Source organism: Bacillus sp. CZDM1, assembly GCF_055502545.1.
The window spans coordinates 20613-33352 of the sequence record NZ_JBUESO010000023.1; the positions used below are offsets into that span (position 1 = coordinate 20613).

Below are 12740 nucleotides of genomic sequence, written 5' to 3' on the forward strand. Positions count from 1 at the left end.
GAATATTGGAGGGCATTATGTCGAATCAATACTTAGATCCAAACTTAAAGGTATTCAGTCTAAATTCAAATCTCCCGCTTGCGAGAGAGATTGCCAAAGTGATTGGTGTAGAACTAGGAAAAACCTCTGTAACAAGATTTAGTGATGGAGAAATCCAAATTAATATCGAAGAAAGTATCCGCGGCTGTGATGTGTATGTTATTCAATCGACTAGTTCTCCAGTTAATGAAAATCTTATGGAAGTACTAATTATGATTGATGCTCTAAAAAGGGCCTCTGCAAAGACAATTAATATTGTTATGCCATACTATGGTTATGCTCGTCAGGACCGTAAAGCGCGTGCACGTGAGCCGATTACAGCTAAATTAGTGGCAAACCTACTTGAAACAGCAGGTGCAACTCGTATTATCTGCTTAGACTTACACGCACCGCAGATACAAGGCTTCTTTGAAATTCCAACGGATCACTTAATGGGTGTTCCGATATTAGCTGATTATTTCCAAAAGAGAAATTTCGAAGGTGACATTGTCATTGTTTCTCCTGACCATGGCGGTGTAACAAGAGCTAGAAAATTAGCAGAGCGCCTAAAAGCACCGATTGCGATTATTGATAAACGTCGTCCACGCCCAAATGTGGCGGAGGTTATGAATATTGTCGGTAATATTGAAGGAAAAATTGCTATCTTAATTGATGATATTATTGACACTGCAGGAACCATTACTCTTGCTGCCAATGCATTAGTCGAGAATGGTGCCCGAGAGGTGTATGCTTGCTGTACACATCCAGTATTGTCTGGACCGGCGATTGAAAGGATTCAAAATTCAAAAATTAAAGAATTAGTGATCACGAATTCTATTGCGCTCCCAGAAGAGAAAAAAACCGATAAAATTATAAATCTTTCAGTGGCACCATTACTTGGTGAAGCGATTATCCGTGTTCACGAAGAACAATCTGTAAGTACTTTGTTCGATTAATCTCTGCTTTTGATCAAAAAATTGTTTAGACCTTCCTGTTTTGGGGAATTTTTATAGAGACAGTTAAGAACAAAACTAGGAAGGTGACTAAACACATGAGTACGGTTTTACAAGCAAAGGAACGTAAGGAACTTCGCAGTTCAGAATTAAGGAAAATTAGAGAAACGGGAAACATCCCTGCTGTCATTTATGGGAGAAAGGTTGAAAGTAAACCGGTTTCCGTCAGCTCAGCCGATTTAACAAAAACAATCCGGTTAGTAGGCAGGAATGGCGTTATTTCACTTGATATTGACGGCAGCAGGCATGATGTTGTTTTATCTGATTACCAAGAGGATTTTATTAAAAAGGAAATCATTCATGTAGATTTTCTCGCCGTGGATAAATCCTCAAAGATAAATGTAACAGTAAGACTCTTCCTAGCTGGTGAGGCAGCTGGTGTAAAGGACGGCGGTGTTCTGCAGCAGCCTGTTCATGAATTATCGATAACTTCCACTCCAGATGAAATACCACAGCAAATTGAAGTGGATGTAACGAACCTCCAGGTTGGTGAAACCATGAAGGTTTCCGATATCCTTTATCAAGGGTCGTTTACGATCAATCATGAGGAAGATGAAGTAATCGCAAGTATCCTTCCTCCTCGACAGGAAGAGGAAATAAACGCAGGTGAGCAGCAAGAAGGCGGCCATCCTGATAACGAAGAAGGCAGAGAAACTGCTCCGGCGGGAGAATAATAATGTAGACGTAACCTCGAAAAGGTTACGTCTTTTGTCGCATTTGTCACAAAAAAGACGTATTATTAAGTGGGAGAGAATCGGATGCTCCGAAAATTATTTAACAGGTGGACTGGGCCGAAAGAGAGGGAAAGAATGAAATTAATTGTTGGTTTAGGAAACCCTGGGAAACAATATGAAAAAACGAGACATAATATTGGGTTTGAAGTCATTGACGAGCTTGCAGATAAATTATCCATTCCTTTAAATCAATCCAAATTTAAAGGGCTGTATGGAATGGGTTTTCATAATGGTGAAAAGGTTATTTTACTAAAACCACTGACTTATATGAATCTGTCTGGAGAATCCATTAGAGCGGTAATGGACTATTATGAAATTGATCTAGAAGATTTAGTTATTATCTATGATGATCTTGATTTGCCTGTCGGAAAAATCAGGCTCCGTCAAAAAGGAAGTGCTGGCGGTCATAATGGGATCAAGTCCACAGTAGCACATCTTGGAACGCAAGAGTTTAACAGAATCAGAATCGGTATTGATCGGCCGAAGAATGGGATGAAGGTTCCAGATTATGTGTTGGGGCGCTTTCATGAAGAGGAAAGAGGATTAACAAAAGAGTCCGTACAAAAGAGTGCGGAAGCATGTAAAACATGGTTAGAAAAACCCTTTTTACAGGTGATGAACGAATTTAATCAGTAAAAGGTTCATGGGATAACCTTTCCTTTCATAAAATAAACCAATTCTCTTTTTGTCGTAATGAAATCATATGAATAACTTCCCCTTCCAACGTAAATACTATTAACAATAGTAAAATAGGGAGGGTACCTAAGTGGCTATTCATTACCATTGCCGGCATTGCGGGACAAATTTAGGTTCCATTGAACAGTCATCGATACACAGTGAAGCTCTTGGTCTTCATAAATTAACGGAGCAGGAAAGACAAGAGATGGTCGCGTACGATGTGACTGGGAATATTCATATTACAGCCATTTGTGAGGATTGTCAGGAGGCATTAGAAAGAAATCCAGATTATCACCAATATGATTTCCTCATTCATTAATTAGCTTTGGAAAGCCCTCCAAAGCATTTTTCTATTTTTAATAAACACCAAAAATAAGGTTAATATAGTCAGAATACGAAAAAAAGATTCAAAGAGAGGAGGAACGAGCTTTTGAAAGGCTTAAAATCATTATTTCTAGATCAGGAAGATGTCCACTCCATCATATCTGGAGTTCAGGAAGGCTTGAAAGAGCAGCTAATTGCTGGATTATCAGGTTCATCAAGGACGGTACTAACGGCTGCTATTTATGAGCAGATGAAACGACCGATTCTCTTTATCACCCATAATCTATTGCAAGCACAAAAACTCTATGACGATATTGTAAATCTATTAAGTGAGGATGAAGTATTTCTATTTCCAGCCAATGAATTAATTGCAGCTGAGATGAGTATTGCCAGTCCAGAGTTAAAGGCACAAAGAATCGAAGCCTTAAATCATTTGAGTAAAAAGGACAAAGGAATTATTATTGTCCCTGCTGCTGGACTTAGGAAGGTCATTCCACCAAAATCTTTGTGGAAACAGTACCAGCTGTCGTTTAAAGTAGGCGATGATTTAGATGTTACGAAGTTACTTAATACTTTTGTTAAGATGGGATATGTTCGGTCTGAAATGGTGTCAACACCAGGTGAGTTTAGTATAAGGGGCGGGATCATTGATATTTATCCGCTTACCGTTAGCGATCCTATAAGAATTGAACTATTTGATACTGAGATTGATTCAATCCGCTACTTTTCCTTAGAAGACCAGCGTTCTATCGAAAAAACAAATGAAGTTTTGATTGGCCCTGCAACGGAGGTCCTTTTTGAGGCAGAGGATTATAGCAGGTTAATTGGAAAGCTTGAGGATGGGTTAGGTAAAAGTCTTAGAAAATTAAAGGACGATAAAGCAAAGATACAGCTCTCGCAAAATATTAGTTTTGAGCTCGAACAGCTTAAAAATGGTCATAAACCAGACCAAGTATTTAAATATCTTTCGCTGGCATATGAAGGCGATAGTAGTTTACTAGACTATCTCCCGCGTAATGGGATGGTATTTATTGATGAAATTAGCCGGGTTCAAGAGATGAATGATTCCTTAATTAAAGAGGAGGCGGAATGGTATACTTCTCTCTTAAGTGAGGGCCAAATTATTCATGATTTGACTATTTCCCATGACATACCAAATTTGCTTCATAAAAAAGAGTTTCCGATTCTTTATATGAGTTTGTTTTTACGCCATGTTGCAAATACAAGTCCGCAAAATATCATAAATGTTTCTTGTAAACAAATGCAGAATTTCCATGGGCAAATGCATTTACTGAAAGCAGAAGTTGACAGGTGGAAAAAAGCGAATTACTCCATTCTCTTTTTAGGTCCAGATGATGAAAGAGTAAAAAAGTTAGAACGAGTATTAGAGGATTATGAAATAGAAGCTTCTATTACACGCAGCAATCAGCAGCTTTTACCTGGAAAAGTGCAGATCATGACGGGGAACCTGCAAACTGGATTTGAGCTTTCCATTCAGAAGATTGCGGTCATTACGGAGGAGGAGCTTTTTACTAAACGTGTCAAAAAGTCTGCCAACAGACAAAAACTCTCAAATGCCGAAAGGATTAAGAGTTATTCGGAGCTTAAAATTGGCGATTTTGTCGTCCATGTTAATCACGGAATAGGAAAATACTTAGGAATTGAAACTCTCGTTATTAACGGTGTTCATAAGGATTATCTCCACCTCCGCTATCATGGAACAGATAAGCTGTATGTTCCAGTTGAACAAATAGATCTTGTTCAGAAGTATGTGGCTTCCGAAGGAAAAGAGCCAAAAATTTATAAACTTGGCGGCAGTGATTGGAAAAAGGTAAAAAAGAAAGTTGAATCCTCGGTCCAAGACATTGCTGATGATTTAATCAAGCTTTATGCAGAACGTGAAGCAGCTGTTGGTTATGCCTTTTCTCCGGATGGTGACATGCAAAGGGAGTTTGAAACCGCCTTTGCCTACCAGGAAACAGAAGACCAGCTTCGCTCCATCCATGAAATTAAGCTGGATATGGAAAGAGCTAGACCCATGGACCGCTTGCTTTGTGGCGACGTGGGTTATGGAAAAACGGAGGTAGCCATTCGAGCCGCCTTTAAAGCGATAGCTGATGGCAAGCAAGTTGCACTCCTTGTCCCAACAACGATTTTAGCACAGCAGCATTATGAAACGATGAGAGAAAGATTTCAAGACTACCCAATTAATATTGGTCTGTTAAGTCGCTTCCGTTCGAAAAAGCAACAAACTGAAACCATCAAAGGCTTAAAAGCTGGTACAGTCGATGTAGTCGTTGGAACACACCGTATTCTTTCAAAAGATATCGTATATCGTGATTTAGGTTTATTAATAATCGATGAAGAGCAAAGATTTGGGGTTACCCATAAAGAAAAGATTAAAAGATTGAAAACAAATATTGATGTTTTAACATTGACAGCAACTCCAATACCGAGGACACTGCATATGTCCATGCTTGGCGTTCGTGATTTATCGGTAATTGAGACACCGCCGGAGAACCGTTTCCCCGTACAAACATATGTAATGGAGTACAATGGATCGCTTGTCAGAGAGGCGATTGAAAGGGAGCTGGCTCGTGCGGGACAAGTATACTTTTTATATAACAGAGTAGAGGATATTGAGCGTAAGGCAGAAGAAATATCGATGCTTGTTCCAGATGCACGAGTCACTTTCGCACATGGGCAAATGTCAGAAAATGAGTTAGAATCAGTCATGCTTAGCTTTCTATCGGGAGAGTTTGATGTGTTGGTCAGCACAACCATCATCGAAACAGGGGTAGATATTCCGAATGTAAACACACTGATTGTCTATGATGCCGATAGAATGGGACTTTCCCAGCTTTATCAGCTGCGCGGCCGTGTTGGAAGGTCAAATCGTGTTGCGTATGCCTATTTCACGCACCGAAAGGATAAAGTATTAACAGAAGTGGCAGAAAAGCGTCTTCAGGCTATTAAAGAATTTACTGAACTAGGTTCTGGCTTTAAAATTGCCATGCGTGACTTATCCATTAGGGGGGCAGGAAATTTATTAGGTGCACAGCAGCATGGGTTTATTGACTCTGTAGGATTTGACCTTTATTCACAAATGCTGAAAGAAGCGATTGAAGAAAGAAAAGGTGATTTAAAAGCAGAGCAAAAAGCTACTGTGGAGATTGATTTAGAAATTGATGCGTACATTCCTGATACCTATATTAAAGATGGCCATCAAAAGATTGAAATGTATAAGCGTTTTAGAGGAGTGCAAACATTAGAGGATATTGAGGAACTTCAGGCGGAAATGCTCGATCGTTTTGGTGAATATCCCGAAGAAGTTGATTATCTATTCCAAGTGGCAGAAATGAAAGTTTATGCATTGCTTGCGGGTATCGAAATGATAAAACAAGCGAAACAGGAAGTAAGCATTATTGTAAATGAGCGAGCGAGCAGTGCGATTGACGGACAAAAGGTATTTGCTATCAGCAGTAAGTATCCAAGAATGATTGGGCTGGGAATGGAAGGTCAGAAGCTTAAAATGACCCTTCAGATTAAAGGGCAAGAACCGGCATATTGGCTGAATATAGCATTTGAAATGATTAAAGGTCTTCAAGAGGCGAAAAAAGGACAAAAGAATCCTGTTTAACCATTATAAAAATTGGATAATTTTACTGTTTGTGAAAAAATAATGCGAATGTGTATAGAACTTTCCAGATGAAAGATACTAAGTTCAAAGTTGGTGATGATTCCTACAAAAGGAAAAATTCTCATTACCAAGTTAGTAAAATCATCAGATGAAAGTGAGGCAACATTGGATGAAAGCAACTGGAATAGTTCGTCGAATCGATGATTTGGGTCGTGTTGTCATTCCCAAAGAAATACGCAGAACACTGCGTATCCGTGAGGGGGATCCGTTAGAGATCTTTGTAGATCGTGATGGAGAAGTCATTTTAAAGAAGTATTCACCAATCAGCGAGTTAAGCGATTTTGCCAAAGAATATGCAGAAGCCCTTTTTGACAGCCTCGGAAACCCGGTATTAATTTGTGATAGAGACAGTTATATTGCACTAGCAGGAAGTTCTAAAAAAGATTATTTAAATAAAAATATAAGCGATTTAGTGGAAAAGACAATGGAAGACCGTAATTCCGTTTTAGTTACACAGCAAGGTGATATTGCATTAGCGGATGGGAATGATGAAGCCATCTCATCTTATACAATTGGACCGATCATTGCAAATGGCGACCCAATTGGAGCTGTTATTATTTATGCAAAAGAAGGTACACTTGGTGAAGTCGAGAAAAAGGCTGTTGAAACCGCTGCTGGATTTTTAGCAAGACAAATGGAATCCTAGAATTAATACTATACACAAAAATAAAAGAGGCAGCCTTCGCTGTCTTTTTTATTTGCTTCATATGCTATAATCAACACGAGTTTAGGTTAGTTAGGAGATAGGAAATGAAGCCCGTGAATCAATCGAAGGCTCTTTTTAGAGGGGCTTTTATTTTAGCACTTGCAGCACTGATAACAAAAATCCTAAGTGCTGTTTATCGGATCCCGTTTCAAAATATTGTCGGGGACGTTGGCTTTTACATATATCAGCAGGTTTACCCATTTTATGGTCTCGCCATGGTGCTCGCGACAACAGGCTTTCCGGTTGTCATCTCTAAGCTGTACGCTGAGCAAAGGGAAAAAAGGGATCCTGAGAAAACAAGAAGACTTTTATTTGTCTCATTTATTATCCTGCAGCTATTTGGACTTTTATGTTTCCTTATCCTTTACTTTGGTGCTGGTTATATTGCCAGCTGGATGAACGATGAGAAGTTAGCCATCTTACTAAGGGTTGTTTCCATTGTCTTTTTGTTATTTCCGATTGTTTCAATCTTGAGAGGCTACTATCAGGGAAAAGGGGATATGCTGCCCACTGCACTTTCACAGGTTGGTGAACAATTAATAAGAGCCTTTACGATTCTCTTTTTGGCCTATATGCTCACGCAGTTAGGATATCCCCTGTATCTTATCGGGGGCGGTGCCATGTTTGGGTCAATTACAGGCAGTATGGTATCAGCGCTTATTTTGTTTACATTCCTATGGATACGTAAAGAATGGAGGATAATTGCTCCAAGAAAAGGGATGCTTAACGGTTATTATCAAGAGGTGAGTGTTATTTTTAAAACTCTCACCTTTCAAGGACTAACAATCTGTATAAGTGGAATGCTAATGATTTTTATACAGATGGCAGATGCTCTGAACCTATACGCATTACTAACAGAAAACGGATATGAAAAGGGTATGGCAAAGGCAGTAAAAGGAGTATTCGACCGCGGACAGCCATTAATTCAATTAGGAACGATTGTTGCTGCTTCGATGTCTTTATCTCTTGTACCATTAATAACAAGTGCAAGAATTAAAAAGGATATTTCATTCTTACAGGATAAAATTCAATTGGCCATAAGGATAAGTATCGTCATTGGAGTCGGAGCCTCTGTTGGTCTTTGGGCCATTATTGAACCAGCCAATATCATGTTATTTGAGGATAACTCAGGCACGTCAGTATTAGGAATTTTAAGTTTTGTGATTCTGCTTAGCTCCATTATTACAACGATTATTGCGATTATGCAGGGGCTGGGGTCATTACTTTTTCCAGCAGCTGCTGTACTAGCAAGCTTTCCTTTAAAATATATTCTTAATGCTCTATTCGTTCCGCTATTTGGGACAATGGGGGCGGCTTTCGCTACCTTAATCACGTTAGCATTGGTTTGTTTGCTTTTATATGTAAAATTTAAAAATATGCAGTCTAGTACGCTGCTGACACTTCACTTTCTAGGAACACTTTTGACAGCAGCATTATTGATGGTTTTACTATTAAAAGGCTGCTTGGCCTTAACCAATATGATTACAATACCGGCTGGTACCGAAAGATTAATGGCAGCCGTCCAGGCTTTAGGCGGTGCCTTTTCTGGAGGCTTCCTTTTCTTATTTATTATTATTAGAGGAGGAGTATTTTTAGAAAAGGAACTATCACTATTTCCTTTCGGCAGCAAATTAAGTCTTTTATTACCTAAGAAGAATAGGAGTTAAATAATTATGGGCAAATCAATTGAAATACTCGGTTTGGGGGCGGGCGACCTTGAACAGCTCCCCTTTGGTGTTTACAAAAAATTAAAGAGTGCAAAACATGTTTATTTAAGGACGAAAGAACATCCTGTTGTCGATGAATTAGTTCATGAGGGACTGAACTATACATCCTTTGATTCCATCTATGAAAAGCATGACCAATTTGAGGAAGTATATCAGGAGATTGTCCAAACCTTACTTCAAAAAGCAAACGGAGAACAGGTGACGTATGCAGTGCCTGGTCATCCACTTGTTGCCGAGCGGACCGTCCAGTTACTTTTGGAGTATGGACCTAAAGACGATATTGATATCATCATAGGCGGGGGTCAAAGCTTTGTTGATGCTCTCTTTCAATCGCTAAAAATAGATCCAGTGGACGGTTTTCAACTTCTTGATGGAACCTCTCTTCATTCCAGCCAGCTGCAAATCGATCAGCATATGTTTATCAGTCAGGTTTATGATCAGTTTGTAGCCTCTAATATTAAGCTGACGCTTATGGAACGACTTCCTGATGATTATGAAGTGGTCATTGTTTCTGCAGCAGGAAGCAGCAATGAAAGACTTGAGCGGGTGCCTTTGTATGAATTGGATCGAAAAGTAACTCTTGATAACCTTACTTCTGTCTATGTTCCTCCAGTTCAAGATGAGCAAATCTTGCTGAAAAATTTTTCTAAGCTGCGAGAAATCATAGCAGTATTAAGAGGTCCAAATGGCTGCCCTTGGGATAAGGAACAAACCCATGAATCCTTGAAGAAATATCTGATTGAAGAGACGTATGAGGTAATTGAGGCAATCGACAGCGGGGATATTGATCATTTAGTCGAAGAGCTTGGGGACGTCTTGCTTCAAGTGATGCTTCACGCCCAGATTGGGGAGGATGAAGGCTATTTTGCAATCGAAGATGTAATAGAGGTGCTCTCTACAAAAATGATTCGCAGACATCCACATGTCTTTGGAAATAGAGTAGTTGAAGACTCAGAAGAAGTCCTTCGAAACTGGCAGGAAATAAAGAAGCAGGAAAAAGGTGAGACAGAAACCTCTCTTCTTGATGGGATATCCATGTCAATGCCCAATTTATTAAGAGCATACGAAATCCAGAAGAAAGCCGCGAAAGTTGGCTTTGATTGGCAGGAAATAACACCAGCTTTAGAGAAAGTGAAAGAAGAGCTTGAGGAATTTGAGAATGAGATAAAGACAGCAAGTCTTGATAATGCTAAAAAAGAATTTGGCGATATCCTGTTTGCTTTTGTTAACGTAGCAAGGTTTTTGAAAATCCATCCTGAAGAAGCATTATTTGAAACCAATGAAAAGTTTATTAGAAGGTTTGGTTATATTGAAGAAAAGGTAAAGAATAGCGAAAAGCCGATAGAGGATCATTCCTTAGAGGAGCTCGACCGGTTTTGGGATGAAGCAAAATCAAAGGGATTATAGAATTGGGGGATTATTAAATGAGACTAGATAAGTATTTAAAGGTATCGAGATTAATCAAAAGAAGAACATTGGCAAAAGAAGTATCCGATCAGGGGAGAATTCTCATAAACGGAAAAGAGGCAAAAGCCAGTTCAACGGTTAAAGTTGGTGATGAACTGACCATTCGTCTTGGTCAAAGAATGGTTACAGCAAGAATCGATCAGATCCAAGATACCACTCGAAAAGAAGCTGCTGCTGAAATGTACACGATTATCAAAGAAGAAAGAATCGGAGAATCACAGTTCTAATGGTAACAACTATAAAGGCTTGTTCTAATTCATTTACCCTTTACATAAAAATGTAATAAAGGTTGTACAAATGATTGTGAGGGATGAATAATGAGCCAATATTATGAAACAAACCCTGTTAAAAGCACTGTTCCAGAGCATGATGTCATCATGAGAGGAAGAAAACTTCTCGATATAACAGGTGTTAAACAAGTAGAAAGCTTTGATAATGAGGAGTTCTTATTAGAAACCTCTATGGGTTTTTTAGCAATCAAAGGGCAAAATCTTCAAATGAAAAACTTGGATGTTGAAAAAGGAATTGTCTCCATTAAGGGAAAGGTATTTGATTTAGTTTACTTAGATGAACAGCATGGGGAGAAAGCTAAAGGGTTCTTTAGTAAGTTATTCCGATGACCCTCTCCACTCAATTCCTCACCATGCTTTCGATGATTGGGATGGGTTCACTGTTTGGTGTAATGTTTGATACCTACCAGCGCTTCTTAAATCGCCCTAATCGAAAGTCATGGATTGTTTTTTTTAATGACCTGTTATTTTGGGTCATTCAAGCACTGATTATCTTTTATATTTTATTCCTTGTGAACAATGGAGAATTACGTTTTTACACTTTTGTTGCCCTTCTTTGTGGTTTTGCTGCCTATCAAAGTTTAATTAAAGCTACTTATCTGAGACTGCTTGAAGTCATAATCAACACAGTAATTTCTATTTATAGATTTATGAGAAGAGCGTTTCAACTACTTATCTATAAACCTGTCCTTGGTCTCATCCAGTTGGTTATTTCGATTATCATCTTACTTGGCAGGGGGCTCTTTTCCCTTGTCAAATTTGTTTTAAAGATCTTACTGGTTGTTCTAAAGGTAATTTGGGTACCAATTGTAAAAATAATGTTACTTCTATGGAAACTTTTGCCGAAAACTATTAAAAAATCCGTCGAGAAGTTATATAATAAAATGGCAGGGATTTTTATGGAAATCAAGAATTATTTACTAAAGTTAATTAAAAAATGGAAAAAACCAAAAAAATAAGGGGGGAAGGGAAATGAGTTCAGTAGGAGATAAGAATATAGCGAAAATGCAAACCACTTATGTACACCAGCAAGAAATTGCAGAAATTGCATCAGCTAGAAAAAGAAAGCTGCTTTTCAGAAGACTTTCCTTGTTCTTAGTTTTTGCTGCTTTGATGTCCTATTTAATGATTACTAGCTTTATTTCCCAGTCCTCCACATTAGATAAAAAAGTGGCACAAAAGAAACAGCTGGAACAACAGATGACTCAATTAAAAAAACAACAGGAAATCTTGAAAGAAGATATCGTTAAGTTAAATGATGATGATTACCTTGCTAAGCTTGCCAGAAAAGAATATTTCTTCTCAGAAAACGGTGAGATCATCTTTAACATTCCGGAAGAAAATAAAGGTAAAAACAACCAATAACTAGTCTTATTGACACTTATTTTTCCCATTTTGTATAATATAAAGTAAGTATGATTTTTTTATTTTCTTAAGGAGGAAAATTCTTTTTATGTCAATCGAAGTAGGCAGCAAGTTACAAGGAAAGGTCACAGGGATTACAAATTTCGGAGCTTTTGTGGAGCTGCCTGATGGCTCAACTGGACTCGTACACATCAGTGAGGTTGCTGACAGTTATGTGAAAGATATCAATGACCATCTTAAAGTTGGTGACCAAGTAGAAGTTAAAGTCATGAATGTTGAAAAAGATGGGAAAATTGGACTTTCTATAAAAAAAGCAATAGATAAACCAGAGGCGCCGCAAAGATCCCGCTCACAATCGAGCTCACATTCACAACGCCCTCGTCAGAACAGGTCAAACGATCGAAATGCTCCTAAAGTAGAGACTTTTGAGTCAAAAATGGCGAAGTTTTTAAAAGATAGTGAGGATCGTTTAACTTCTTTAAAACGTCATACTGAATCTAAGCGTGGCGGAAGAGGAGCTAAAAGGGGTTAACTTGCTGCTTATATTAAAATATTAATTATCAAAGACAGGTCTAGCGGCTTGTCTTTTTTGTTGTTTATAAATAAAAAAAAGCATTGAAATAATCAATGCTTCCTTTCGTTATAGCGGCGGAGGGGATCGAACCCCCGACCTTACGGGTATGAACCGTACGCTCTAGCCAGCTGAGCTACACCGCCA

Annotated in this window: 13 protein-coding genes and 1 tRNA gene; 13 read left to right on the top strand and 1 reads right to left on the bottom strand. The window is 38.5% G+C overall.

Annotated elements, in window-relative coordinates; all coding sequences use genetic code 11:
- Positions 1-17: 17 nt before the first annotated feature.
- The 13 genes from ACY3XC_RS27300 (at position 18) to ACY3XC_RS27360 (ending at position 12554) form a co-directional block, all read left to right on the top strand.
- A complete protein-coding gene (locus ACY3XC_RS27300; protein WP_179161507.1) occupies positions 18-974 on the top strand; it encodes a ribose-phosphate diphosphokinase in 957 nt (318 codons plus the stop codon).
- 95 nt (positions 975-1069) lie between these two features.
- Complete coding sequence (locus ACY3XC_RS27305; RefSeq protein ID WP_464871362.1) at positions 1070-1705, top strand: 50S ribosomal protein L25/general stress protein Ctc; 636 nt, start codon at positions 1070-1072, stop codon at positions 1703-1705.
- A 135-nt stretch (positions 1706-1840) separates the two neighbouring features.
- On the top strand, positions 1841-2401 hold the full coding sequence (gene pth, locus ACY3XC_RS27310; protein WP_464871378.1) for an aminoacyl-tRNA hydrolase: 561 nt from the start codon (positions 1841-1843) through the stop codon (positions 2399-2401).
- Positions 2402-2531: 130 nt separating this feature from the next.
- Positions 2532-2762 (top strand): anti-sigma-F factor Fin family protein, encoded by a 231-nt coding sequence (locus ACY3XC_RS27315; RefSeq protein ID WP_095250675.1) that lies wholly within the window; start codon positions 2532-2534, stop codon positions 2760-2762.
- Positions 2763-2873: 111 nt separating this feature from the next.
- Entirely contained in the window at positions 2874-6407 is a 3534-nt protein-coding gene (mfd, locus tag ACY3XC_RS27320) for a transcription-repair coupling factor (RefSeq protein ID WP_179161509.1), read from the top strand.
- Between the two features lie 169 nt (positions 6408-6576).
- Positions 6577-7113, top strand: a complete 537-nt coding sequence (spoVT, locus tag ACY3XC_RS27325; RefSeq protein WP_179161510.1) for a stage V sporulation protein T — start codon at positions 6577-6579, stop codon at positions 7111-7113.
- Positions 7114-7217: 104 nt separating this feature from the next.
- The gene (locus ACY3XC_RS27330; RefSeq protein ID WP_464871363.1) at positions 7218-8840 is read left to right on the top strand and encodes a putative polysaccharide biosynthesis protein; all 1623 of its coding nucleotides are present in this window, start codon (positions 7218-7220) and stop codon (positions 8838-8840) included.
- A gap of 6 nt (positions 8841-8846) precedes the next feature.
- Positions 8847-10307 (top strand): bifunctional methyltransferase/pyrophosphohydrolase YabN, encoded by a 1461-nt coding sequence (yabN, locus tag ACY3XC_RS27335; protein WP_464871364.1) that lies wholly within the window; start codon positions 8847-8849, stop codon positions 10305-10307.
- A gap of 17 nt (positions 10308-10324) precedes the next feature.
- Positions 10325-10594 carry an RNA-binding S4 domain-containing protein gene (locus ACY3XC_RS27340; protein WP_179161513.1) on the top strand — a complete coding sequence of 90 codons (270 nt, stop codon included), beginning with the start codon at positions 10325-10327 and terminating at the stop codon, positions 10592-10594.
- Between the two features lie 90 nt (positions 10595-10684).
- Positions 10685-10987: a sporulation protein YabP gene (gene yabP, locus ACY3XC_RS27345; RefSeq protein WP_179161514.1), complete on the top strand. Its 303-nt coding sequence runs from the start codon at positions 10685-10687 to the stop codon at positions 10985-10987.
- Positions 10984-11616: a spore cortex biosynthesis protein YabQ gene (gene yabQ, locus ACY3XC_RS27350; protein WP_464871365.1), complete on the top strand. Its 633-nt coding sequence runs from the start codon at positions 10984-10986 to the stop codon at positions 11614-11616. Before yabP ends, yabQ begins: the two co-directional genes overlap by 4 nt.
- Before the next feature lie 13 nt (positions 11617-11629).
- Positions 11630-12022: an FtsB family cell division protein gene (locus ACY3XC_RS27355; RefSeq protein ID WP_179161516.1), complete on the top strand. Its 393-nt coding sequence runs from the start codon at positions 11630-11632 to the stop codon at positions 12020-12022.
- Positions 12023-12110: 88 nt separating this feature from the next.
- Complete coding sequence (locus ACY3XC_RS27360) at positions 12111-12554, top strand: S1 domain-containing RNA-binding protein (RefSeq protein ID WP_179161517.1); 444 nt, start codon at positions 12111-12113, stop codon at positions 12552-12554.
- Between the two features lie 111 nt (positions 12555-12665).
- Here the strand turns inward: ACY3XC_RS27360 and ACY3XC_RS27365 are convergent.
- Positions 12666-12739 (bottom strand) — tRNA-Met (locus tag ACY3XC_RS27365).
- Between the last annotated feature and the right edge of the window lies 1 nt (position 12740).

What these genes read in the sequence shown, in the direction of transcription:
- ACY3XC_RS27340 (WP_179161513.1), top strand. Translation starts at nt 10,325, where the DNA reads ATGAGACTAGATAAGTATTTAAAGGTATCGAGATTAATCAAAAGAAGA.
- yabN (WP_464871364.1), top strand. Translation starts at nt 8,847, where the DNA reads ATGGGCAAATCAATTGAAATACTCGGTTTGGGGGCGGGCGACCTTGAA.
- ACY3XC_RS27360 (WP_179161517.1), top strand. Translation starts at nt 12,111, where the DNA reads ATGTCAATCGAAGTAGGCAGCAAGTTACAAGGAAAGGTCACAGGGATT.
- ACY3XC_RS27330 (WP_464871363.1), top strand. Translation starts at nt 7,218, where the DNA reads ATGAAGCCCGTGAATCAATCGAAGGCTCTTTTTAGAGGGGCTTTTATT.
- ACY3XC_RS27355 (WP_179161516.1), top strand. Translation starts at nt 11,630, where the DNA reads ATGAGTTCAGTAGGAGATAAGAATATAGCGAAAATGCAAACCACTTAT.
- pth (WP_464871378.1), top strand. Translation starts at nt 1,841, where the DNA reads ATGAAATTAATTGTTGGTTTAGGAAACCCTGGGAAACAATATGAAAAA.
- yabQ (WP_464871365.1), top strand. Translation starts at nt 10,984, where the DNA reads ATGACCCTCTCCACTCAATTCCTCACCATGCTTTCGATGATTGGGATG.
- yabP (WP_179161514.1), top strand. Translation starts at nt 10,685, where the DNA reads ATGAGCCAATATTATGAAACAAACCCTGTTAAAAGCACTGTTCCAGAG.
- ACY3XC_RS27300 (WP_179161507.1), top strand. Translation starts at nt 18, where the DNA reads ATGTCGAATCAATACTTAGATCCAAACTTAAAGGTATTCAGTCTAAAT.
- spoVT (WP_179161510.1), top strand. Translation starts at nt 6,577, where the DNA reads ATGAAAGCAACTGGAATAGTTCGTCGAATCGATGATTTGGGTCGTGTT.
- ACY3XC_RS27305 (WP_464871362.1), top strand. Translation starts at nt 1,070, where the DNA reads ATGAGTACGGTTTTACAAGCAAAGGAACGTAAGGAACTTCGCAGTTCA.